The sequence below is a fragment of the Bradyrhizobium sp. 132 genome (genome assembly GCF_023074185.1).
GTDB lineage: Bacteria > Pseudomonadota > Alphaproteobacteria > Rhizobiales > Xanthobacteraceae > Bradyrhizobium.
The window spans coordinates 62,411-85,617 of record NZ_JADPKY010000116.1; the positions used below are offsets into that span (position 1 = coordinate 62,411).

Consider the following 23,207-nt stretch of genomic DNA (forward strand, 5'->3'; position numbering starts at 1 on the left):
CACTCCGTGGTCGCTTTGATGGTGCCACAGTGGTCTAAATCCCTGCGGCGGCCAGACGCAAGCAAGAAGAATGCCGCCCCCGTCGCACCGCCCTGCGCCGGAAGCAGATCGCCTCTGATGCTCAGCAGCGCCCGCGCTGAAGACAGTGCTCGCGGCCCTGCTGGTCGGTGCGGAAGGACTCGACGAAGCCGCCCTGACGCTGGGTGACGAAGACGGTCTTCCCGTCGCTGCCGCCGAAGGCGAGGTTGGTCGGCTCCTTGGCCCTCAACGCGATCTCCCGCTCGACCGCGCCGTTGGCCTTCATCAACGTGATCGTGCCCTTGAGAATACGCGCGACATAGAGGCGGCCGGCCATGTCGGTGCGCAAACCATCGACGGTGTCGGGCTGAAACGCCTTGACGAGTTTTGCGCCTGTCAGCTCGTTGCCGCTGATGGTGTAGGACCAGATTTGGCCGTTGCTGGATTCGCCGACATAGAGCGTCTTGCCATCAGGGCTGAGATCGATGCCGTTGGTGGTGCCCATCGCGCGCGGCGCCGACATGACCTGTCCCTGCACCGTTCCGTCGGCAGCTTTCGCAATACGCCAGATGTGACCTTCCCTGCCCTTCCAGTTCGGATCGCTCGCATAGATCGTGCCGTCGCGGGCGATCGTGATGTCGTTGGGCTGGTTCATCTCGTCGGAATGAAACCAGATCGCGGGGTTGGTTGATCCCTTCGGGATCGCGAAGATGTTGTGCTTCTTGTAGTCGGCGATGAACATGGTGCCGTCGCGCGCGAAGCGGATGGCGTTGCCGACACTGCCCTCGGGCAGCACCGTGAACGGCTCCGACGTCGCCCTGCCCGCGGGCAGCTTGCCGATGGTGCCGGGCTTGCCAAAATTGACGACGAAGAGATTGCCGTCGAGGTCGGCGGCCGGCCCTTCGATGCCGAAGGTGTATTCGCCCGGTGGCGTCACCTGCACGCTTTCGAACAGCTTTGTTTCCGCTCGGGCCGGCGCCGTCGCAAGGAAGAGAAGAACGCTACTGCACAGGCACCAGAAATTCCTGCCGGATGTAATAGCCATCGTCGTCGCTGCACTCGCCATTCAGATAGGGATCGGCCGGCCGAAAGAAGCGGCTGAAGCCGGGTTTGTCTACAACGTTCCTTTGTGTCACGACGACGACCTTGGCGGCCGGTATTTCGCCGCATTCCTTGTTCGTTTTCCCAAAGAACTTGCGCTGCGGCGGGCCGGACTTGATCCGCATCCGGGTGCCCGGAACCATTTTCGCCACCAGCAGATCCGCCGTGTCGCGCAGGCCCGCATAGCCGGGCTCGGTCTTCGGCAATTTTTCCCCGCCCGGGGGCATCAGCTTCTCCGCGCCTAACCCACGAAGCCGCATGCGCAGCTTGCCGGAATCGGGATCACCCGGATAGATCCAGCCGTCCTGCGACAGCATGAAGCGAAGCACCGTCGCGTCCTTCTGTGCGTCCGATTGGCCGGGCTTCAGCCCGAAATCCGAGTGACAGCCAACGCAGTGCTTCTCGACGAGGCCCTTGCGCAACGTCGTGAGGCGGACACCGTTCTGCGCGTCCCCGGCAACGAAGTTCGCGAGTTGATCGATCAGCGCCTGGCTGCGCATGTCGCAGGGCAGCGGCGGCGTCGCATCACCCGCGGCACGGTCGATCCGGATCACGGTCTGGTTCTTGTCCTCGACCAGCCAGATTGCGCCGTCTTCCGCGACCGTCATGCCGACCGGAGCGCCCAGCGGGCGCACGCCGTTGACGCGGTACCAGCCGGCGATCAGTTCCTCGAACGGCGCGGCGGCGACGTCGCCGGCCTCGGTCTGAAAGCTGTGGGTCGGATCGGCCGCGCAGCTGACGTGGTAACGCACCGGCGCCGGGGCGGGCTTCGGGAAGCCGTGGTCGTCAACGTCGTAGACGAGGACACGGCTGCCGGTCGGACGATAGCCATGCAGGCCGACCAGCAGCTTGCCCTCGAGCTCCGGAAATTTCGCGCCGTGATAATAGAGCATCGCGAGCGGCGCGCCGTGCGGCGGCAGCAGCGAGAACGGCGCCTTGTAGAGGGCGTTGGCGGTGCACAGCGATCTGTAGACCCCCGACTGCAATACGATCCTGAACTCGGGGCTCGGCGTCGACAAATCGTAGCAATAGGGCCAGCCATAGTGCCGGCCCTGCTCGATCGCGTTGATCTCCTCGTTCGGCTTGAAGACGTCAGGCAGGTCGCGGCCGTTCTCGGCTTGCAGGAAGGCATAGCCGGCATCGGGAAAGTTCGGGTGCAGCGCCAGCGCCATCGAATTGCGCAGGCCACGCGCATAGACGCTGTGCGGCGGGTCGGTATCGCCAGGCTACGCCGCCCGGGGGCGGCGTGAACAGCCAGATCGATGCCATCGCGGAAGCACCCTCGGCCGCTGCGCAAGGCTTTGTGATCGGTGCCGGCGTGATGCAGTCGTCGCTGTGCGAGCCGACATTGACGAACAACCGGCCGTTCCTGTCGAACACAAACTGCTTGAGCGGATGCGCGCTCTCGTCGAGCCTGGTGCCGTCGGGCAATGTGATCCGGCGGCCCGGCATGTGACGGATGACGGTCTCGACCGTGTCGCGCGGATTGGCGGCGAGCGGATCGAACCGGAAGATCGTCTCGGCGGTCGAGGCATAGAGCTTCTTGTCCGGGCCGATCACGAGGCCGAACGGATACTCAACACCGGTCAGCAATTCCCTGAACCGCTGGCCTTGGGGTGCATGCGGGTCGAGCAGCAGCAGCCGGCCATCGGTGTGGCCCCAGCCGGCCATGTCGGCGACCACGAACAGGTCACGGCCGGGCACCTGGATGATCGAGCGCGGGAATTTCAGCCGATCCTCCTCGCTGGCGACGAGACCGGCGCAAAATCCCGCTTTCATGTCGATCTGGATTTTTGGAAAGGCGAGATCGGCGCTGCCGCAGGTCTCCGGACCGATCGCATAGCCGCTCTTGCGGACCGGTTCTGATGAGCCTACCGAGGCGAGGGGCAGGAGGACCACCAAGGCGCCCGCGCATGCGCGCAGGCTTCGGCGCTGACGCGAGAATGTGAGGTAGTTCACGGCGCCTCCCGGACTTTCCGTTCAAAGTTGTTCCATGCTGCGGCAACGCCGTCCAGTTGATCAACACCCCCTTGTGATCAAACCCGCAGGGGTCTTCGTCCCGACCAATCTCCGTAGATTCCCTTACCGGGCTCGGCCCGAATGTTTCGCGAATGCTTCGGGTGGTATTGCTTTGCCGTCCCAATGGATTTCCGAGGAGGCGTGTATGGTTCAGATGTATTTCCATTGTTCCAATGCCGAAGGCACGCTGGTCGATCGGTACGGCACCCCCGTCGCCAATCTGAACGAGGCCCGTGACCGTGCTGCTCAGATCATGCGCTCGATGATCCTGACGCCCGGCACTGAGGACTGGCGTGACTGGGTGATCCATATCAGCGGCGACGACGGCGAGGAGATCTTCGACCTCCCCTTCACTGCCATGCTCGGCAAGCCGCACTGAGGTGATGCCATGTTGCTCGCGTCACTGAGCCTGCTCCGCCAGCCCCTGAACTTCGTCGCCGCCAAATGGCAGACGTTGATCCGGGTCGCGGGCAATCCCTACCGCCCCGAGATTCACTATATGCGCGGGCCCGGCCCGAAATGGCACGCCAAGTATGAGGCCAGCCGGCTGGATCGCGCCCGCTGAGCGCTGCGGCTTCTGTTCCCCACTGATCGGTCTCTCAATTCGTCATGCCCGGGCATAGCCGTCCGAAGGACGACGTCGCTTCCGCTCGCCTATGCCCCGGGCATTCGCGTCTTGGCGCCTCCCCGCCTGCTTCACACCAGCCATGTCGCGCCTCCCTTTCGATGTTCTCATTGGGGGCGATGTGCCATTGTCCGAGCACTCCGCCAAATTGCGGAGCTCAGCGCAACGAAGCCCAGACAATTCAAGCCAAGACACACAGACATCATCATGCCGCACCAGTTCAGCCACGCCCAAACCGTCCGCAAGCCCGCCGTCACATCCAAAGGCGGCATCGTCGCCTCGCAATCCCGGCGGGCGGCCGAAGTGGGGGCACAAGTGCTGGCCGCGGGCGGAGATTGCGTGGACGCGATCGTCGCGACCACCTTCGCGCTCAACGTGCTGGAGCCCTGGAACAGCGGCATGGGCGGGGGCGGCGCGATGGTGCTCTACCGCGCCGCGGAAAATCGCTATGAGGTGATCGACTACGGCATGTGCGCGCCGCAAAGCCTGCGCGCCGCCGACTATCCGCTCAGCGGCGAAGGCGCGGCCTCCGATCTGTTCCCTTGGCAGCGGGTGAAGGACGACCGCAACATCCATGGTCCCGGCGCGATTGCCGTGCCCGGCGTCGTCGCCGGCATGGAGGAGGCGCATCGCCGCCACGCCACGCTGCCGTGGAAAGATCTGGTCGCGCCGGCAGCGGCCCTCGCCGGCGAAGGCCTGCTGGTCGATTGGTGGACCACGCTGATGATCACTGCATCGGCGGCGGACCTTCGACGCTATCCCGCGAGCGCGGCAACATTTCTGAAGGACGGCCTGCCACCGAGCGCGCCGTGGGGCATCAAGTCCGAGACGCGACTGCCGCTGGACACGCTGAAGGCGACGTTATCGCATCTCGCGGCCGCCGGTCCGCGCGATTTCTACCAGGGCGACCTCGCCAAAAGCATCGCTTCCGACATCAAGGCCGACGGTGGCTCGCTGTCGGTAGAGAACCTCGCCGCGTTCCGGGCCCATCTGCGCGAGCCGCTGGCGATTCCCTATCGCGGCGGAAAGGTGTTTGCGACGCCCGAGCTCACGGCCGGACCGACGATGGCTCATGCGCTGCGCCTGTTGCAACAGAATTTGGAGCCGGCGAGCGCGCCGGATGCGGCCGCCTATGCCGAATATGCGGTGGCCCTGCAATCGGCCTATCGCGAGCGGCTCAAGGACATGGGGGATGCCGACGGCAAGCGCTCGCTCGGCGCGGAATATCTGGCACCCGCCTGCACCACCCATTTCTCCGTGGTCGACCGCCACGGCAACATGGCGGCGGTGACGCAGACGCTGCTGTCATCCTTCGGCTCGAAATACGTGACGCCGCACAGTGGCATCGCCATGAACAACGGCATCATGTGGTTCGACCCGACGCCGGGCACCACCAACTCGCTCGTATCAGGCAAGCGCTGCCTCACCAACTACACGCCCGTCATCGCGGAGACCAAAGACGGCAAGCGGCTCGCGGTCGGAGCTTCCGGCGGTCGCCGCATTCTGCCCTCGGTGATGCAGCTCGTGTCCTTTGCGATGGATTTTGGCATGGACCTCGATACCGCCATCCATCAGCCGCGCATCGACGCCAGCGAAGGCGCGATCGTGATCGGCGATATCAGACTGCCGGCGGACATACGCGAGACGCTCGCGGCGCGCTTCGACTACGAAGAAGCGCGGGTGCAGTCATTGCCGCAAAAATTCGCCTGCCCGAGCGTGGTGATGCGCGACGGCGACACGAATTTTGGCGCGGTCGAGATTTTCCAGCCCTGGGCCGATGCAGTGGCGGAGGGCTGAGCTTAGATCCCCAGCCGGTCGCGCACCCGGCCCGCGATTACCGCGGTCGTCACGCCCACAGGCCAGAACGCGTGCATCGGAATCGGCTTGATGCCGGTGACGGGCATGTCGATCTCGGCCTTGGCGCCGCCGATCAGGCGGCGCGCGAGCTGCGCGCCCATCGCGGTCGAGAGCGCGACGCCGCGACCATTGCAGCCGAGCGAGATCAGGACGTTGTCCGCCGGCTCGTGCACATGCGGATAATGATCCCCGGTGATGGCGAGCCGGCTGTTCCAGCCATGGGTCCAGGCAATGCCCCTGAGCTGCGGCCATAGCCGTTCTGCATAACGCATGAGATAGGCGACGTCGGTGGGCGAGCTGATCCAGCGCATCGGGCCGCGCCCGCCCATCAACAGCCGATTCTGCTGATCGATGCGGTAATAGACGGTGATGTGGCCGCTCTCATAGAGGACGGGACGCGTCGGCATGATCGAACGCGCGATCTCATCCGAAAGCGGCGCGGTGGCGGCGATCGAGGAAAACACCGGCACGATGGTGCGGCGGAGCGCCGGCCAGAGATCGTCGGTGAAACCGTTTGTCGCGAGCAGCACCTTGTCGGCATGCACCACCGCACGCGGCGTTTCGATACGCCAGCGGCTGCCCTCACGGCGCAGCGACAGCGCTGGTGTCTCACCATGGACCTTCGCGCCTGCCGAGATCGCGGCGCGCGCAAGCCCGCGGGCGTAGCTGAGCGGATGCAGATCGCCGCCGCGGGTGTCCAGCATGGCACCGATGTAGCGATCTGTACCGGTCATCTCGCGCAACTGCTCGCGATTCAGGTACGACACCGGCATGCCCCGGCTGATGCACTGCTGCGCGGTTGTCTCGATCGCAGCGGCGCTGGCCTCGTTATAGGCCGCGCGCAGCGTGCCGTTCTGCCGCGCCTCGCACGGGATCTGGTAACGGCGGATCAAATCGTGGGTGAAATTCGTCGTGCCGTAGGAGAAATCGATCATGCGGCGGCCAAGCTCAACGCCGAAATCGGCCTCGATCTGATCGGGGTCGTGCTTCAGACCGGGATTGGTGTGGCCACCGTTATTGCCGGAGGCGCCCCAGCCCGGCTCCTGCGCCTCCAGCACCAGTGCCTCGACACCCTGCTCCGCCAGATGCAACGCGGTGGACAGACCGGTGTAGCCACCGCCAATGATGGCGACCGAGGCCGTCTTGTCGACGTCGAGCGGCGGCGTGGCAACCGGCGCGACGGCAGTATCGGCATAGAGCGAGGGCGGCAGAGGCAGGCGCGCATTCATGGCGAAGACCGGTCAGAGCGGATGCAGCACGCGGCGCAAAAAGTCCTGCGTGCGCGGATGCTGGGGTTGATTGAGCAGCGCCTTGGCCGGCCCCTGCTCGACGATGACGCCGCCGTCGATGAACAGCACGCGGTCGGCGACGTCGCGGGCAAAGCCCATCTCGTGGGTGACGACGACCATGGTCATGCCGTCGTCGGCGAGCTTGCGCATCACGCCGAGAACGTCGCCGACCAATTCAGGATCGAGCGCCGAGGTGGGCTCGTCGAACAGGATGGCCTTGGGCTGCATCGCCAGCGCGCGCGCAATCGCGACGCGCTGCTGCTGGCCGCCGGAGAGTTGCGGCGGATGTGCGTCGGCCTTCTCGGCAAGCCCCACTTGCACCAGCAGGGCACGGCCGCGCTCGAGTGCGTGCGCACGCGGCTCCTTCTTCACATAGAGCGGACCTTCGATGACGTTCTCCAGAACCGTCCGGTGCGGAAACAAATTGAAGCGCTGGAACACCATCGAGACCTGGGTGCGGATTTTCACGATCGACGGCGCGTCGCGGTCGACTTTCAATCCCTCGACGCTGATCTCGCCGCGGTCGTAGCTTTCGAGCCCGTTGATACAGCGCAAGATGGTGGACTTGCCGGAGCCGGACGGACCGACGATGCAGACCACCTCGCCCTTCTGCACCGACGCCGTGATGCCCTTGAGCACCTCGTTCTCGCCAAAACTCTTGTGGACGTCGGTAAGCTCGATCATTTCTTGCCGGCCCGTTTCTCGAAGTGACGGACCAGCAGGATCAGCGGAATGCTCATGGTGAGATACATCAGGGCGACAAGCGTGAACACGTTGGTGTTCTTGAAGGTCGAGGACGCGATCAGCTTGCCCTGAAGGGCGAGCTCGGCGACCGTGATGGTCGAGGCCTGCGACGAATCCTTCAGCATCATGATCATGACGTTGCCGTAAGGCGGCAGCACGATGCGCACCGCCTGCGGCAGCACCACGCGGCGCATGGTGAGCCACCAGCCCATGCCGATCGACTGCGCCGCCTCGATCTGCCCCTTGTCGATCGCCTCGATGCCGGCGCGAAAATTTTCCGCCTGATAGGCCGAGTAGGCGATGCCGAGCCCGAGGATCGCGGCCTGCAACGCGCTGAGCGTGACGCCGAGATCCGGCATCACGAAGTAGAGGTAGAACAACAGCACGATGATCGGAATGCCGCGGATCACATTGATCAGGCTGGCGCTGAGCATCGACAGGACGCGGATGCCGGAGACCCGCATCATCGCCCAAACGAGGCCAAGCACCGTCGAGAGCAGTAGCGAGCCGATGGTGACGACGATCGTCAGCACGACGCCGCTCATCAGAATCGGGAAGAATTCAGCCGCGTCGTGCCAGAAGCCTTTCATCGATCAGCTTTCATCGATTGGCTCTGTCGATCAGCGTCGATCAGCCCTGTGCCTTCAGGCCCCATTTATCGAGGATCTTGTCGATGGTGCCGTTGGCCTTCAGCTTCGCGAGCGAGGCGTTGATCTTGCCGAGCAATGCGGTCTCGCCCTTGCGCACGCCGATGCCGACCGAACCGACAGTGACGGGCTTGTAGCCGTCGACGAGACGCACCTCGGGGAAACCGCCCTGCTTGAGATTGTAGGCGAGGATCGGATAGTCGGCGTAGCCGGCCTTGAGGCGGCCGGTGTTCACGTCGCGCAGGATGTCGGGGATGGTGTCGTAGGCCTTGACGTCGGCGAACAGGCCGGACTTCTTCAGCGCGTCGACGAAGGCGGTGCCGACCTGGGCACCGACCGTCTCGCCCTTCAGATCATCCTGCGTGGCGTAGGCCTTGGTGTCGCTCTTCGGCACCACGAGGCCTTCGCCATAGGCGTAGATCGGGTCGGAGAAGTCGACGACTTCCTTGCGCGGCGCCGTGATGAACATCGCGGCAGCGATGATGTCGATCTTGCTCGAAGTCAGCGACGGGATCAGCGTCGAGAATTGCATCGGCTCGATCTGCACGTTGAAGCCGGCATCCTTGCCCACTTCAGTGACGAGATCGACCATGATGCCCTGGATGGTATTGGTCTTGGTGTCGAGGAAGGTGAAAGGAATTCCAGTCGGCGTCGAGCCGACCTTCAGCACTTGCTGCGCCGAAGCCGGCAACATTGCTGCAATCGCGAGTGCCGCGACCGCGGCCAGACCAAAACGCTTCATCGCATTCCCCTTTGGGTCCGGCCGATGGCGGCGCTCGCGCGTGTCATAATCTCAGACGTTGCGGGCCAAGCCGTTTCGGCCTATTTTCACCAATATGAAAATTTGGTCACACTTTCACGACCGATGCAAGCGGTTTTCATGCATATGAAGGAAGCGGTTTGACGTGAGCGGTGGCAAAAGAATGCGCAGACCGGCCGCCGCAAAGCCGGCAAAGAAGGTGAAGGCCAAAGCCAACACCAAGGCTATCGCCAAAGCGGCCGAGCCGGCGATGGACGTTGCGGTCGGGCGTCGTATTCGCGATCTCAGGCGCATCCGGCAATTCTCGCTCGAGACGGTCGCTTCGCGCACGGACCTGTCGATCGGCTTCCTCAGCCAGATCGAACGCGGCTTGTCGTCGCCGTCGCTGCGCGTGCTGGCGACGCTTTCCGACGTGCTCGGCGTCGGCATCGCGGCGCTGTTCGGCGCGAGCCCGAACGCCGACGGTGCATCCAACCAAATCGTCACGCGCGGGCTTCAGCGACCCGAACTGAAACTCTGGCGCACCGGCGTGTCGAAGCAATTGCTGAGTCCGGCCAGTGCCGACAACCGGCTCAATCTGTTCCTGGTGCATCTGGAGCCCGGCGGCTCCACTGGTGATGAGCTCTACGCCCATGACGGCGAGGAAGCCGGCCTCGTGCTCGAAGGCGAGATGATGCTGACGGTGGACAGCGAGACATGGTCGCTGAAGACGGGCGACAGTTTTAGATTCGCGAGCCGGCGGCCGCACCGGTTTTCAAATCCGGCTGAGGATGCGAAAGCCGTGGTGCTGTGGGTGAATTGCGTGACGGGGGCGGGGTAGTTTCTTTTCGCTCCGCGAGCACGATCTCAGTCCCGTCATCCTGAGGTGCGAGCAAAGCGAGCCTCGAAGGATGCACAGCCCCGATAGAGCCGGGCCGTCGCCCTTCGAGGGCCGCCGAAGAAGCGGCCACCTCAGGGTGACGGTGATGGATGGAATACGCGGAGCTTCCACGCCGTCATTGCGAGCGAAGCGAAGCAATCCAGACTCTCACCGCGGAGACACTCTGGATTGCTTCGTCGCTTCGCCCCTCGCAATGACGAGAGGATAAGCTCTAGCCGAACCGATATTTGTATCGATCCACCGTCAACGCGCTGACATCGACGTCCGGCTTCTTGCCCGACAGCATGTCCGCGAGCACGCGGCCGGAGCCGCAGGACATGGTCCAGCCGAGCGTGCCGTGGCCCGTGTTGAGATGGAGGTTGGCGTATTGCGTTGCCCCGATCACAGGCGGGCCGTCCGGTGTCATCGGCCGCAGACCGCTCCAGAACGTCGCCTTGGAGAGATCGCCGCCGCGCGGGAACAGATCGGTCAGCGAATGATCGAGCGTGGCGCGCCGCGCATCATAGAGCTGGCTCGAGAAGCCGGAGATTTCGGCGGTGCCGCCGACGCGGATGCGATTGCCGAGGCGGGTGATGGCCACTTTGTAGCTCTCGTCCATTACGGTCGATTCCGGTGCGCCGGAGGCGTCCTTGATCGGCACCGTGATCGAATAGCCCTTCACCGGATAGACCGGCAGCGAGATGCCGAGCGGCGCGACCAGACGCGACGACCAGCTTCCGAGCGCGAGGACATAGCTATCTGCCTGCAACAATCCGGCGCTGGTCGCGACACCGCTGACGCGCGCGCCGTCGGTGACGATACGATCGACGCCGGTGTTGAACATGAAGCGCACGCCGAGCGCTTCGGCATGCTTGGCCAGCGCCTGCGCGAACATGTGGCAGTCGCCGGTCTCGTCCTGCGGCAAGCGAAGTCCACCGGCGAACTTCTCCTTCACGCCCGCCAGAGCCGGCTCAACCGCGACGCAGCCCTCGCGGCTCAGCACCTCGTAAGGCACGCCATATTGCTTGAGCACGGCGATGTCCTCGCCAGTGCCGTCGAGCTGAGCCTGATAGCGGAACAGCTGCAGCGTGCCCTGCGAGCGCTCGTCATACTGGATGCCGATGTCGCGGCGCAGGTCGCGCAGGCAATCGCGGCTGTACTCCGCGATCGGGATCATCCGGCTCTTGTTGATCGCATAGCGCTCGCTGGTGCAATTGCGCAGCATTTTAAGCAGCCAGACCCACATCACGGGGTCGAGCTTCGGCCGGATCACCAGCGGGCCGTGCTTCATCAGCAGCCATTTGACTGCCTTCACCGGTACGCCGGGGCCGGCCCACGGCGACGAATAGCCGGGCGACACTTCGCCGGCGTTGGCAAAGGAGGTCTCGAGCGCCGGCTCTGGCTGACGGTCGACGACCGTTACCTCATGACCGGCACGCGCGAGGTAGTAGGCAGAGGTGACACCGATGACACCGCTGCCGAGGATCAAAACTTTCACGCTTCGTCAAACTCCCGCGGCATTACGCTCGCCGCTGCAAGAGGACACTCCGCAACGGCGAGAGCAATTATCAGGCCACCCGCTTGATGGCGTCGCCAAGGATCGAGACGATATCGTCGATGTGGCTCTTCTCGACGATCAGCGGCGGCGACAGCGCAAAGGAGTCGCCGCTCATGCGGAAGTACAGCCCGCGATTGAAGCAGTCGACCATGACATCGTAGCCACGCGCACCGACGGTGCCGTCACGCGACGACAGCTCGACCGCGCCCATCAGGCCGCAATTGCGGATGTCGACGACGTTGGGCAGGCCCTTCAGCGAATGCAGCGCATCGCGCCAGTATTCGGCGATCGACGCGCCGCGCGTCAGCAGGCCTTCGTCCTTGTAGATGTCGAGCGTGGCGATACCCGCGGCGCAGGCGACCGGATGCGCCGAATAAGTGTAGCCGTGGAACAGCTCCATCGCGTTCTCCGGGCCGACCATCAGGCCGTCATGCACCTTGCGGCTTGCGAACACCGCGCCGCAGGGAACGGTGCCGTTGGTGATGCCCTTGGCGGTCGTCATCATATCAGGCGTGACGCCGAAGAAGTTGGCTGCGAACGGGGTGCCGAGGCGGCCGAAGCCGGTGATGACCTCGTCGAAGATCAGGAGGATGCCGTGCTTGTCGCAGATCTCGCGCAGGCGCTGGAGATAGCCCTTCGGCGGCGGCAGCACCGCGGTCGAGCCCGGGACCGGCTCGACGATGACGGCGGCGATGGTCTCGGCTCCGTGCAAGGCCACCAGACGTTCGAGATCGTCGGCGAGCTCGGCGCCGTGTTCCGGCTGGTCCTTGGCGAAAGCGTTGCGGGTGAGATCGTGGGTGTGGCGGATGTGGTCGACGCCCGGCAGCAGGGTTGCGAAGGCGCGGCGGTTGGCGACCATGCCGCCGACCGAGGTGCCGCCGAAGCCGACGCCGTGATAGCCGCGCTCACGGCCGATCAGGCGGGTGCGGCTCGCCTGACCGTTAGCCCGGTGATAGGCGAGCGCGATCTTCAGCGCGGTGTCGACCGACTCGGAGCCGGAATTGGTGAAGAAGATGCGGTCGAGGCCCTTGGGCGCGATCTCGGCGAGGCGTTCGGCGAAATCGAACGCCAGCGGGTGGCCCATCTGGAACGACGGCGCGAAGTCCAGCGTCATCAGCTGCCGCTCGACCGCGGCGGCGATCTGCTTGCGGCCATGGCCGGCATTGACGCACCAGAGGCCGGCGGAAGCGTCGATCACCTTGCGGCCGTCGACGGTGGTGTAGTGCATGCCCTCGGCCGAGGAAAACAGGCGCGGCGCCTTCTTGAACTGCCGGTTGGCCGTGAACGGCATCCAGAACGAGTCGGTCTTGATGGTGTTCGGAATCTGATGAAGGGTCACGGGCCACGCTCCTTTGCTGACATGCTACCAGAGCCACGGCTTTAAAAGCGCAACAAGTCCTTTTCTGATGACCTGTAAACCATTGATTTGACTGGGGCTGCCGGGCCATATTTGCGCGATCCGCAACACCTGCAACACGGGACCAGGGCAAGGACCAGGACATGAGCGTCGATATCGGTGGACGGCTGCGATTTATCCGGGCGCGCCAGAAGCTGTCGCAGCGCGAGCTCGCCAAGCGTGCGGGCGTCACCAATTCGACGATCTCGCTGATCGAGTCCAACCAGATGAACCCGTCCGTGGGGGCGCTCAAGCGCATCCTCGACGGCATTCCGATGGGGCTCGCCGAATTCTTTGCGCTGGAGCCGGAGAGCCGGCGCAAGATCTTCTATCGCTCGGAAGAGCTGACCGAGGTCGGCAAGAAGCCGATCTCTTATCGCCAGATCGGCGACAATCTGTTCGGCCGCAGCCTTCAGATCCTGAAGGAGCGCTACGAGCCTGGCGGCGACACCGGGCGCGTCCATCTCGTCCATGACGGCGAGGAAGGCGGCATCGTGATCTCCGGAAAGCTCGAAGTCACCGTCGAGGACGAGCGGCGCATCCTCAACCCCGGCGATGCCTATTATTTCGAGAGCCGTCGTCCGCATCGTTTTCGCTGCGTCGGCGGCAAACCGTGCGAAGTGATCTCGGCCTGCACACCGCCGACGTTTTGAAGCTATCCGCGATCCTACGGAGCCACCGGTATCTTACGGAGCTTGAGCCATCTCAATTTCCGCAGCCTGATCCTCTATATGTTTCGAGCCATAGCCAAGCAGCCTCCGCTTTCCGGAGCCGCTTCGTAACAGGGCTCGCTATGAAGATCACGCTCGCAAATGCAGAGGCTGCACTCGATGAAGTGCAGCGCGATAGCGACAAGCTCCATTCGGAGGAGCTGCGCAAGGCCATCGCGAACTACATCGAGTCGCAGCGAGAAGCGCTCAAGGCTCTTCGCAAGAGGCTGCACTAGCACGCGGCGGAACGAGACGGCCTCGCCCGCCCGCGGCCTCAGAGCTTCGTCAGCAGCTCCTCGATCCGGATCGGGAAACGACGCACACGCACGCCGGTCGCGTGCCAGACCGCGTTGGCGACCGCGCCTGCGCTGCCCGTGATGCCGATCTCGCCGACGCCCTTGATGCCGAGCGCGTTCACATGCGGATCGTGCTCCTCGACCATGATCGCGTCGAGCGGCGGCACGTCGGCATTCACCGGGATGTGGTACTCGCCGAGATTGGCATTCATGACCCGGCCGCTGCGGCGGTCGGTGATGGCCTCCTCGTGCAGCGCGAACGACATGCCCCAGATCATGCCGCCGAACAGCTGGCTCTGCACCATGCGCGGATTGACGATACGCCCCGCGGCGAAGGCGCCGACCATGCGGGTGACGCGGACTTGGCCGAGTTCGGGATCGACTTTCACCTCCGCGAACACGGCGCCATGGGCGTGCATCGCATACTCCTCCATCGCCGCCGGATTCGGCGCGCCGGTGCCGCGCGCCTCGACCTCGGCAACGTCGGCGCGCGCGAGAATCTCGGAATAGCCCTCGCCGCGGCTTTCGTCGTCGCGTCGGATCAGCCTGCCATCGCGCGCGATCACGCCGGCATTGCCGGCACCGAACAGCGGCGAGCGCTCATCGTTGGCGGCGAGATCGGCGAGCTTTGCGATCACGGCCGCGCCCGCGCTATGGATTGCGGCACCTGCGGTCGCCGTATGCGCGGAGCCACCGGCAATGCCGGCATCGGGCAGATCGGATGAACCCGCCTTGAACTCGACGCGGTCGATATCAAGCCCAAGTTCGTCGGCCGCGATTTGCGCAAGCGCCGTCCAGGCCCCCTGCCCCATATCATGCGCGCCGATCTCCATCGCGCCGGAGCCGTCGCGGCGAAGAACCGCACGTGCCTCGGCCTGGAACATCAGCGCCGGGAAGGTCGCGGTGCCCATGCCCCAGCCGACCAGAAGGCCATCGTCGTCGCGCATCTGCCGCGGCTGAAGCGGTCGCTTCGCCCAGCCGAACCGCGCCGCGCCCTGCTCGTAACAGGCGCGCAGCGCCTTGGACGAGAACGGCTTGCCGGTGATCGGCTCGACCTCGGCATAATTCTTCAGGCGGAAGGCGAGCGGATCGATGCCGCAGGCCCAAGCCATCTCGTCGATCGCGCTCTCCAGCGCGATCGATCCGGTCGCCTCGCCGGGCGCGCGCATGAATAGCGGCGTGCCTGTGTTGACGCGCACGGCGTCGTGCGAGGTGCGGATTGCAGGCGCTGCATAGAGCGTGTGCGAGGCATCCGCTGCGGGCTCGTAAAAATCGTCGAACGTGCTCGACACGGTCCTCGCATGGTGATCGAGCGCGGTCAGGCGCCCCTCGCCGTCGGCGCCGATGCGCAGCCGCTGCCGCGTCGGCGCGCGATGACCGACCGGGCCGTACATCTGCTCGCGGCGCAGCACCAGCTTGACCGGTTTGCCGACGAGCTTTGCCGCCATGATGCCGAGGACCGGAGGACCAGCCATGAGCCCCTTCGAGCCGAAGCCGCCGCCGAGGAACGGGCTGCGGATGTGGATCTTGTCGTGCGCGATGCCGAACAACTCGGCAACACGCGCAAGGGACAGCATGAGACCCTGGGTCGGCATGTCGATCTGCAGACTGTCGCCATTCCAGCTTGCCACGATCGCATGCGGCTCCATCGCGTTGTGATATTGCGGCGGCGTCTCGTAAATCGCGTCGATCTGCTTCTCGGCGGCGGCAAGGCCGGCCTCGACATCGCCGCGGTGATTTTCGGTCGGATTGCCCACGCCCACAACCGGCGGCACGAAACTTTCGCCGGCGTCGAGTCCCACGAGCGCGGGCAGCGTCTCATAGCGCGGCGCCAGCAACGCCGCGCCTTCCGTGGCCGCTTCCAGCGTCTCGGCGATCACGACGGCGATGGGCTGGTTGGCGTAGCGGACCTCATTGCTCTGCAACACCTCCATCCGGAATACGAATGGATTGGTCTTGATCTCGGGGTCGATCGCGAGCTCAGGCTTGTGGTCTGATGTCATGACATCAACCACGCCGGGATGGCGCCTGGCAGCGGCGACATCGAGCGAGGTCACACGGCCGCGCGCGATGCTGGCGACGGCCATCACCGCAAACAGCATGCCGGGCGGATGATTATCGGCAGCGTAGGTTGCCTGGCCCCTGACCTTGAGGACCCCGTCCCGGCGGGTCAGAGGCTGGCCGATATTCGAGCCGTGGCGCAGATGGGCGGGCGCGCTGGTGAGATTAAGCTCGGGCATGAATGGCTCCGGACGTCGAGGCAAAGGGAGAGGCCGGCAGCGCGGCGATACGCGCGGGCGTACCGGCGGCGGCGAGGCTCAGCGCGCGCACGACGATGCGGCGCGCGAGCTCGATCTTGAAGGCGTTGTCGCCGGACGGCTTTGCGTCGGTGAGCGCACGCCATGCGGTCTCCTGGAAAGCGTCGGCTGTTGGCGCGACGTTCCTGAGCACGTCCTCCGCGGCGCGGGCACGCCAGGGCTTTGCGGCGACGCCGCCGAGCGCAAGCCGCGCCTCCACGATCTTGCCGTTCTCGATCTGCAACGCAGCCGCAGCGGAGACGACGGCGAAGGCGTAGGAGGTTCTATCGCGAACCTTGAGATAGCGTGCATGCGCGGCAAAGCCGCGGGCCGCGGCCGGCAAACGCACCGCGACGATGAGGTCGCCGGGCTCGAGTGCGGATTCACGCTCGGGCGTATTGCCGGGCAGACGGTGCAGTTCGTCGAGCGCGATCTCGCGCCGCCCGTTCCTGCCCTCGATCTCGACGACGGCGTCAAGCGCGACCAGCGGTACGCAAAAGTCGGACGGATGCGTAGCGATGCAGTTTTCGCTCCAGCCAAGCACGGCGTGGGTGCGATTCTCGCCATCGCGCGCGTCGCAGCCGCTGCCGGCCTCGCGCTTGTTGCAACGGCTGGCCGCGTCGTAGAAATAAGCGCAGCGCGTCCGTTGCAGGAGATTGCCGCCGATGGTGGCGGCATTGCGCAGTTGCGCTGACGCGCCGGAGAGCAGCGCTTCGGCGACGGCCGGGTAGGACTTTGCAAAGTGGGCGTCATGCGCAAGATCGGCGTTGCTCACCAGTGCTCCGATGCGCACACCACCGTCGGCGAGGCATTCGATTTGATCGAGCCCGTCGAGATGCGTAACGTCGACCAGACGATCCGGACGGCTGACGCCGCCCTTCATCAGATCGAGCAGATTGGTGCCGGCAGCGAGATAGGCCGCACCCGGCTGCGCGGCGGCAGCGACGGCCTCGGCGACCGTGGCAGGCCTGACGTAATCAAATTGCTTCATGCGGAGCACCTCTGACGGAGCACCTCTGATTGGATTCGTCCATACTCGCCTGGGCGTCGAGCACGGCATCGACGATGCCGGCATAGGCGCCGCAGCGGCACAGATTGCCGCTCATGCATTCACGGATGCGCTCGGGATCGTTGCCGGCCTGCGCCTCGCTCATCATGCCGATGGCGCTCATGATTTGGCCGGGCGTGCAGAAGCCGCACTGAAAACCGTCATGGGCGATGAAGGCGGCCTGCACGGGATGAAGCTGGTCGCCGCGCGCGACGCCTTCGATGGTGAGAATATCGGCGCCGTCATGGCTGATGGCGAGCGCGAGGCAGGAGTTGATGCGCTTGCCGTCGACGAGAATGGTGCAGGCGCCGCATTGGCCGCGGTCGCATCCCATCTTGGTTCCGGTCAGATGCAGGCGCTCACGCAGGAGATCGAGCAGCGTGACGCGCGGATCGTCCAGGACGAATTCGCGCCGCGCACCGTTCACGGTGAGGCTGATGGAGTGGTTCATACAAGGCTCCGATCAGAGATGGACATGAGTGATCGCGCGGCGCGCCACCGCCGTGGCCGCCGTCGATACGCGCCGCCCGAACATTATCCGAGCCAACGTCTTCCGCGAAGATACGGAGGCATCCTCCGCTTAACAAGGGCCGGCAGGAAATATTTGGAATTCGTCAAAAGCCCGTGCGCATCAACGCGATGCAGCTAGCCAAGGGTTCAATCTAACCAATTCGTGATCTACATTGCGTGGATGGACGAGCACACCGCCCAGACCCGGAAGCCCCGCGCCGATGCCCTGCGCAATCGCGAGCGCGTGCTCGAGGCGGCGAAAGCCGTGTTCAATGCGGGCGGCCCCGAGGCGAGCCTGGAGGCCGTCGCAAAACGCGCCGGCGTCGGCATTGGCACGCTCTATCGCCATTTCCCGACGCGCGAGGATTTGTTCGAGGCGGTGTACCGGCGCGAGGTCGAACACCTCAGCGAGCTTGCCGAGCAGTTGAAGAATGCGAAGGACCCGGTCGATGCGCTGCGGCGCTGGCTGCGCTCCAACGTCGAATTCGTTGCCACGAAAAAGGGCATGTCGGCCGCGCTGGCGCTGACGTTCCAGAGTTCGTCGGATCTGGCTGCCTTCTCGATGGACCGTCTGACCAAGGCAATCGGCTCGCTGCTCGACCGCGCGGTCGCGGCGGGCCAGATGCGCAGCGACGTCAGTCCGGAGGACCTGCTGCGGGCCCTCGTCGGCATGTGCTACATGCACGACCAGCCCGGCTGGCAATCCTCGGTGCTGCGGATGCTCGACGTGTTCGTCGACGGCTTGCGCGTGCAGCCGGTCGCGAAAGCCAAGGCGCCCGCCGCCAAAGCGGCGAAGCCGGTCGCGAAACGGAAGCGATAGCTGCGCAGATGTGCTAGGATCGGCACCGCCGGATACCAACGCGGAGCCTGTCATGCGCATCGCCGCCTTGCTCGTCTGTCTCATTGTCGCCTTCAGCTCTGTCTCGGCACGCGCCGACGATGTCGCAACGGCGCAGGGCGTGATTCGCGCCCAGGAGCAGGCGTTCGGCCGCGGCGATGCGGCAGCCGCCTATTCCTACGCCGCACCGGCGGTCAGGGAGTTATTCCCCGCGCCCGATATCTTCATGTCCATGGTGCAAAACGGCTACGCGCCGGTTTACCGGCACAAGAGCTTTGAGTTCGGCGACAGCAAGAGCGAAGGCAATTCGATTTCGCAGCGCGTTCACATCGTCGATGCCGATGGCGAAGCCTGGGAGGCGCTCTACACGCTCGAACAGCAGGGCGACGGCAGCTACAAGATCACCGGCTGCTCGCTGCTGAAGGCAGGGCGAGAGGTTTAGGTTGCGAAACCCGGTCTCGCCCTGACCGCGTTCATTCGCGACCGGATCAGGAGCGTCAGAACGATGCCGATATTGAGCGCGTTCCACGCCACGCCGTTCGCGAACGCTGCGGCGTAGGAGCCGGTGGCATCGAAGATCATCCCGGACACCCAGCCGCCGAAGGACATGCCGAACACCGAGGCGAAGATCACGATGCCGACGCGCGTTGCGGCCTGGCTCGCCGGCATCGCCTCGCGCACGATGATGGCGTAGCTCGGTACGATGCCGCCCTGGAACAGGCCGAACATCGCGGAGATCAGGTAGAGAGAGGCGAGGCTGTCGAAGAACAAATAGAACACCAGCGCAAAGCCTTGCGCCAATGCCCCGATCAGCAACGTGGGGATGCCGCCGATCTTGTCGGCAAGGAAGCCCGAGCCGATCCGGCTGACGATGCCGCAGGCCATCATCAACGACAGCATCTCGGCGCCACGTGCCACGCCGTAGCCGAGATCGCCGCAATAAGCGACGATATGCACCTGCGGCATCGCCATCGCCACGCAGCAGGAGATGCTGGCGATCGAGAGCAGCACCGTCAGCGTGTTGGTCGAAAGCTTGAGATCGACCCGCGGCGGCGGAGCATTGGCATGATTGCGCACCTTGTCGTCGCCCATCTGCGTGCGCAGGACCAGCACCAGGATGGTCATCAAGCTCACGCAGACGAGGCCGATGCCGATATGCGTGTAGCGCCAGCCGATCGTCTGCATGCCCCAATTCACCATCGGCGGCCACATCGTGCCGGCGACGTAATTGCCGCTCGCAACGATGGTCACGGCAAGGCCGCGATAGCGCTCGAACCAGTGCGAGGCCTCCGCCATCAGCGGCGCGAAGGTTGCGGAGGTGCCGAGCCCGATCAGGAAATACGCCGCCACGAACTGCCAGAGCTGGGTCGACAGACCCGCGAGCACATTGGCGACGCCGAGGAAAGCGATGCTGATCGCCATCGCCCACACGATGCCGAAGCGATCCGTGATCTTGCCGGCGATCACGCCGCCAAGCCCGAAGCCGAACATCATGAGAGTGAACGCCAGCGACACCGCGCCGCGCGTGGCGGCGAATTCGGTCTGCACCGCGGGAATCATGACCACGATGGCCCACATGCCGACGCCGCCGATCGAGCCGATCAGAAGCGCAATCACAAGCCGCATCCAGGCCTGACGGGAATCAGGGCTGAATGTCTCAGGCGTTTGTCCTGAATGATTTGGTGCGTGCACGGGCGGACCATGGTCGCGGATCACCACAGGGTCAAGCATTGTGGCGCGATATTGGGCATGCACGGTGCACTGCGGTAAGAAGGAGCTTGGCGAACGCACGGCTGCCATTAATTTGCAATCAGCGCGTGGCATCAGAAGATGCAGACGAGCCATATGCATGGCGATTCCTCGCACGACCATGCGGGGCACATGCGCATCACCAGACCGCCGCGCAGGACGCGCCCGCTCCGCATCATCACCACGGTAAGGCTACGTCAGGACGAGCGCGCATCTGCGCGCGGACCTCTGGTCTTCAGACAGATCAGGGATGAATTGCCCGGGCTTGTCCGGACCAGCCCGGGGCATGACGATTTTCGTCCCTGACCTGCCGCGAAATACCCCGGTCCGGCCTCCTGCCGCACCCTCTGTTAACACTTTGCTAACCATACACCCGGCAAGAATTGCCGAGTGGAGTCGAGTGTCGTCAGCCGCGTAGAACGGGGAGTTCCCTGTGGACGCCAGTGCGGTGCCTCACTTTCGGAACGGCGGCCCTTCGGCCGCCGCGCAGACGTTTGGGGCGCGCGGACGGCAGTCGCGCGGAGAGGCAGCTACCATGGTCGATGTCACCGCGGGACAGGGCGCAGGCAGCACGAATGCCGGCTTCCCCACCCTTGCCGAGATCGGCAACATCCTCAGGCGCGGCGACATCGCGCTAGCGCTCGGCGTCCTCACCATCCTGGTGGTGCTGATCCTGCCGCTGCCCGCGATCGTGCTGGACCTGTTCCTGGCGATCTCGATCACGCTTTCGATCCTGATCCTGATGACGTCGCTGTTCATCCAGACGCCGCTGGAATTCTCCGCCTTCCCGACTGTCCTGCTGATCTCGACCATGTTGCGGCTGTCGCTCAACATGGCCTCGACCCGCCTGATCCTGTCGCACGGGCATGAGGGCACGGACGCGGCCGGTCACGTCATCGAGGCCTTCGGCAGCTTCGTAATGGGCGGCAATTTCGTCATCGGCATCATCGTGTTCGCCATCCTGATCATCGTCAACTTCGTCGTCATCACCAAGGGTTCGGGCCGTATCGCCGAAGTCGCGGCCCGCTTCCACCTTGACGCCATGCCCGGCAAGCAGATGGCGATCGACGCCGATCTCTCCGCCGGCCTGATCGACGAGAAGGTCGCCAAGGAGCGGCGCAAGGAGCTGGAGGACGAGAGCGGCTTCTTCGGTGCCATGGACGGCGCCTCCAAGTTCGTCCGCGGCGATGCCATCGCCGGCCTCTTGATCGTCTTCATCAACGTCGTCGGCGGCATGATCATCGGCGTGGCGCAGCAGGGCCTCTCCTTTGCCGACGCCGGCCGCAGCTACACGCTGCTGACCGTCGGTGACGGCCTCGTCACCCAGGTGCCGGCGCTGATCGTTTCGACCGCGGCGGGCCTGCTTGTCTCCAAGGCCGGCGTTTCCGGCGCCGCCGACAAGGCGCTGATGAAGCAGTTCTCCGGCTATCCGCAGGCGCTCGCAATGTCCTCGGCGGTCATGCTGGTGCTGGCCGCGCTGCCGGGCATTCCGACCATCCCCTTCCTGGCGCTCGGCGCCGGCGCCGGCGCACTTGCCTGGAACGCGCGCAACCGCAAGCGGGCGACCGCCAAGGCCGACGAAGCCGCCAAGGCTGCGCCCGCGCCGGGAACGCCGGGCGCATCGGGCTCCGCTGCGGCGGAGGAGCCGATCTCCTCGGCGTTGAAGATCGACGACCTCAAGATCGAGCTCGGCTATGCCCTGCTGCCGCTCGTCAACGGCCCCGACGGCACCGACCGCCTCACCGAGCAGATCAAGGCGCTGCGCCGCTCGCTCGCGATCGAGATGGGCTTTGTGATGCCGGCCGTGCGCATCCTCGACAACGTCCAGCTCGAAGCCAACACCTACATCATCAAGATCAAGGAGGTCGACGCGGGCACCGGCAAGATCTGGCCGAACCAGTTCATGGTCATGGACCCCGGCGGCAGCCAGGTGCAGGTGCCCGGCATCCACACCACCGAGCCGACCTTCGGCCTGCCCGCGACCTGGGTCGATGCCAGCCTCAAGGAGGAGGCCTCGCTCAAGGGCTACACTGTCGTCGACGCCGCGACCGTGCTCTCGACCCATCTCACCGAGTTGCTCAAAGCCAACATGTCGGACCTGCTCTCCTATGGCGAGGTGCAGAAGCTGCTCAAGGAGCTGCCGAAGGAGCAGGGCGAACTGGTCAAGGACATCGTGCCGGGACAGGTCACGGTCTCCGGCATCCAGCGCGTGCTGCAGCTGCTGCTCGCCGAGCGCGTCTCGATCCGCGACCTCTCGACCATCCTCGAAGGCATCGCCGACTCGCTCGCCTTCTCGCGCAATCCCGCCACCATGGTCGAACACGTCCGCGCCCGTCTGGCACGGCAGATCTGTGCGCAGAACACCTCCTACAACGGCTACCTGCCGCTGATTGCGCTGTCGGCCCGTTGGGAGCAAGCCTTTGCCGAATCCATTATCGGCCAAGGCGAAGAGCGCAGCCTCGCGATGCAGCCCTCAAAGCTGTCGGAGTTCATGACCGGCGTGCGCGAGGCCTTCGAGCGGGCCGCGCGCGAAGGCGAGGCCCCGGTGCTGGTTACCTCTGCGGCAATTCGTCCCTTCGTGCGCTCCCTGGTCGAGCGGTTCCGTGCCCAGACGACGGTGCTGTCGCAGGCCGAAATCCACCCCCGGGCGAGGTTGAAAACAGTCGGAAGCATCTGATTTGCCTTAAGAAGCCGTGTGTTTTTTGGCCACAGGCAAATGGTTTTTCAGTTTCGGGCGCCTTGTCGACGAACGGCTGGCAAGGCACCTGACAGATACATTACCGCTTTGAAATAATTGCCAAATCGCACGAACAAGGACCGCTTTTGATCGCGGATCTTCACGTCCTGTCACGCTCTTGTGATCGCCTCTTGGGAACGAATCCGCCC

General features: G+C 64.7%; 20 protein-coding genes and 1 pseudogene. 9 read left to right on the forward strand and 12 right to left on the reverse strand.

Annotated features, from left to right (window positions below; genetic code table 11):
• Positions 1-121: 121 nt before the first annotated feature.
• A complete protein-coding gene (locus IVA74_RS24830; protein ID WP_247348939.1) occupies positions 122-1,063 on the reverse strand; it encodes an SMP-30/gluconolactonase/LRE family protein in 942 nt (313 codons plus the stop codon).
• A pseudogene (locus IVA74_RS24835) lies at positions 1,020-3,078 on the reverse strand (PQQ-dependent sugar dehydrogenase). The gene IVA74_RS24830 and the pseudogene IVA74_RS24835 overlap by 44 nt, the downstream one beginning before the upstream one ends.
• 205 nt (positions 3,079-3,283) lie before the next feature.
• Here IVA74_RS24835 and IVA74_RS24840 point away from each other — a divergent pair.
• The 3 genes from IVA74_RS24840 to IVA74_RS24850 all read left to right on the forward strand — a co-directional run bounded on the left by IVA74_RS24840 (position 3,284) and on the right by IVA74_RS24850 (position 5,560).
• Positions 3,284-3,517: a hypothetical protein gene (locus IVA74_RS24840; RefSeq protein ID WP_247348940.1), complete on the forward strand. Its 234-nt coding sequence runs from the start codon at positions 3,284-3,286 to the stop codon at positions 3,515-3,517.
• A gap of 9 nt (positions 3,518-3,526) precedes the next feature.
• A complete protein-coding gene (locus IVA74_RS24845; RefSeq protein ID WP_247348941.1) occupies positions 3,527-3,703 on the forward strand; it encodes a hypothetical protein in 177 nt (58 codons plus the stop codon).
• Positions 3,704-3,970: 267 nt separating this feature from the next.
• Positions 3,971-5,560: a gamma-glutamyltransferase gene (locus IVA74_RS24850; protein WP_247348942.1), complete on the forward strand. Its 1,590-nt coding sequence runs from the start codon at positions 3,971-3,973 to the stop codon at positions 5,558-5,560.
• Between the two features lie 2 nt (positions 5,561-5,562).
• Here IVA74_RS24850 and IVA74_RS24855 read toward each other — a convergent pair whose 3' ends face one another.
• From IVA74_RS24855 to IVA74_RS24870, 4 genes are read right to left on the reverse strand one after another with little or no spacing between them, the layout of a single operon-like run.
• Positions 5,563-6,849, reverse strand: a complete 1,287-nt coding sequence (locus IVA74_RS24855) for an FAD-binding oxidoreductase (protein ID WP_247348944.1) — start codon at positions 6,847-6,849, stop codon at positions 5,563-5,565.
• 12 nt (positions 6,850-6,861) lie between these two features.
• A complete protein-coding gene (locus tag IVA74_RS24860) occupies positions 6,862-7,593 on the reverse strand; it encodes an amino acid ABC transporter ATP-binding protein (RefSeq protein ID WP_247348946.1) in 732 nt (243 codons plus the stop codon).
• Positions 7,590-8,243 (reverse strand): amino acid ABC transporter permease, encoded by a 654-nt coding sequence (locus tag IVA74_RS24865; protein WP_247348947.1) that lies wholly within the window; start codon positions 8,241-8,243, stop codon positions 7,590-7,592. Before IVA74_RS24865 ends, IVA74_RS24860 begins: the two co-directional genes overlap by 4 nt.
• Positions 8,244-8,283: 40 nt before the next feature.
• Positions 8,284-9,042, reverse strand: coding sequence for an ABC transporter substrate-binding protein (locus tag IVA74_RS24870; RefSeq protein WP_247348948.1), 759 nt, complete (start codon positions 9,040-9,042; stop codon positions 8,284-8,286).
• Between the two features lie 181 nt (positions 9,043-9,223).
• Between IVA74_RS24870 and IVA74_RS24875 the strand changes: the two genes are divergently transcribed.
• Positions 9,224-9,880 carry an XRE family transcriptional regulator gene (locus IVA74_RS24875; RefSeq protein ID WP_247348949.1) on the forward strand — a complete coding sequence of 219 codons (657 nt, stop codon included), beginning with the start codon at positions 9,224-9,226 and terminating at the stop codon, positions 9,878-9,880.
• Between the two features lie 271 nt (positions 9,881-10,151).
• Here the strand turns inward: IVA74_RS24875 and IVA74_RS24880 are convergent, their stop codons facing one another.
• Both IVA74_RS24880 and IVA74_RS24885 read right to left on the reverse strand, forming a co-directional pair.
• On the reverse strand, positions 10,152-11,417 hold the full coding sequence (locus tag IVA74_RS24880) for a D-amino acid dehydrogenase (RefSeq protein ID WP_247348950.1): 1,266 nt from the start codon (positions 11,415-11,417) through the stop codon (positions 10,152-10,154).
• A gap of 70 nt (positions 11,418-11,487) precedes the next feature.
• Positions 11,488-12,816, reverse strand: coding sequence for an aspartate aminotransferase family protein (locus IVA74_RS24885; protein WP_247348951.1), 1,329 nt, complete (start codon positions 12,814-12,816; stop codon positions 11,488-11,490).
• A gap of 161 nt (positions 12,817-12,977) precedes the next feature.
• On the opposite strand from IVA74_RS24885, the gene IVA74_RS24890 reads away from it, so the two are divergent.
• Positions 12,978-13,526 (forward strand): cupin domain-containing protein, encoded by a 549-nt coding sequence (locus IVA74_RS24890; RefSeq protein ID WP_247348952.1) that lies wholly within the window; start codon positions 12,978-12,980, stop codon positions 13,524-13,526.
• A gap of 140 nt (positions 13,527-13,666) precedes the next feature.
• Positions 13,667-13,819 (forward strand): hypothetical protein, encoded by a 153-nt coding sequence (locus IVA74_RS24895; protein ID WP_247348953.1) that lies wholly within the window; start codon positions 13,667-13,669, stop codon positions 13,817-13,819.
• Between the two features lie 38 nt (positions 13,820-13,857).
• Here the strand turns inward: IVA74_RS24895 and IVA74_RS24900 are convergent, their stop codons facing one another.
• Genes IVA74_RS24900 through IVA74_RS24910 form a run of 3 tightly spaced genes read right to left on the reverse strand, consistent with a single transcriptional unit; the run spans position 13,858 to position 17,675 of the window.
• Positions 13,858-16,119, reverse strand: coding sequence for a xanthine dehydrogenase family protein molybdopterin-binding subunit (locus IVA74_RS24900; protein ID WP_247348954.1), 2,262 nt, complete (start codon positions 16,117-16,119; stop codon positions 13,858-13,860).
• Positions 16,106-17,167 carry a xanthine dehydrogenase family protein subunit M gene (locus IVA74_RS24905; protein ID WP_247348955.1) on the reverse strand — a complete coding sequence of 354 codons (1,062 nt, stop codon included), beginning with the start codon at positions 17,165-17,167 and terminating at the stop codon, positions 16,106-16,108. Before IVA74_RS24905 ends, IVA74_RS24900 begins: the two co-directional genes overlap by 14 nt.
• Entirely contained in the window at positions 17,154-17,675 is a 522-nt protein-coding gene (locus IVA74_RS24910) for a (2Fe-2S)-binding protein (RefSeq protein ID WP_247348956.1), read from the reverse strand. The genes IVA74_RS24905 and IVA74_RS24910 overlap by 14 nt, the downstream gene beginning before the upstream one ends.
• 240 nt (positions 17,676-17,915) lie before the next feature.
• On the opposite strand from IVA74_RS24910, the gene IVA74_RS24915 reads away from it, so the two are divergent.
• Positions 17,916-18,554, forward strand: a complete 639-nt coding sequence (locus IVA74_RS24915) for a TetR/AcrR family transcriptional regulator (protein WP_247348975.1) — start codon at positions 17,916-17,918, stop codon at positions 18,552-18,554.
• 52 nt (positions 18,555-18,606) lie between these two features.
• Positions 18,607-19,014: a DUF4864 domain-containing protein gene (locus IVA74_RS24920; protein WP_247348958.1), complete on the forward strand. Its 408-nt coding sequence runs from the start codon at positions 18,607-18,609 to the stop codon at positions 19,012-19,014.
• Here IVA74_RS24920 and IVA74_RS24925 read toward each other — a convergent pair.
• Positions 19,011-20,198, reverse strand: a complete 1,188-nt coding sequence (locus IVA74_RS24925; RefSeq protein ID WP_247348959.1) for an MFS transporter — start codon at positions 20,196-20,198, stop codon at positions 19,011-19,013. The genes IVA74_RS24920 and IVA74_RS24925 overlap by 4 nt on opposite strands.
• 658 nt (positions 20,199-20,856) lie before the next feature.
• Here IVA74_RS24925 and flhA point away from each other — a divergent pair.
• Positions 20,857-22,998: a flagellar biosynthesis protein FlhA gene (gene flhA / locus IVA74_RS24930; RefSeq protein ID WP_247348960.1), complete on the forward strand. Its 2,142-nt coding sequence runs from the start codon at positions 20,857-20,859 to the stop codon at positions 22,996-22,998.
• The last annotated feature ends 209 nt before the right edge of the window (positions 22,999-23,207 follow it).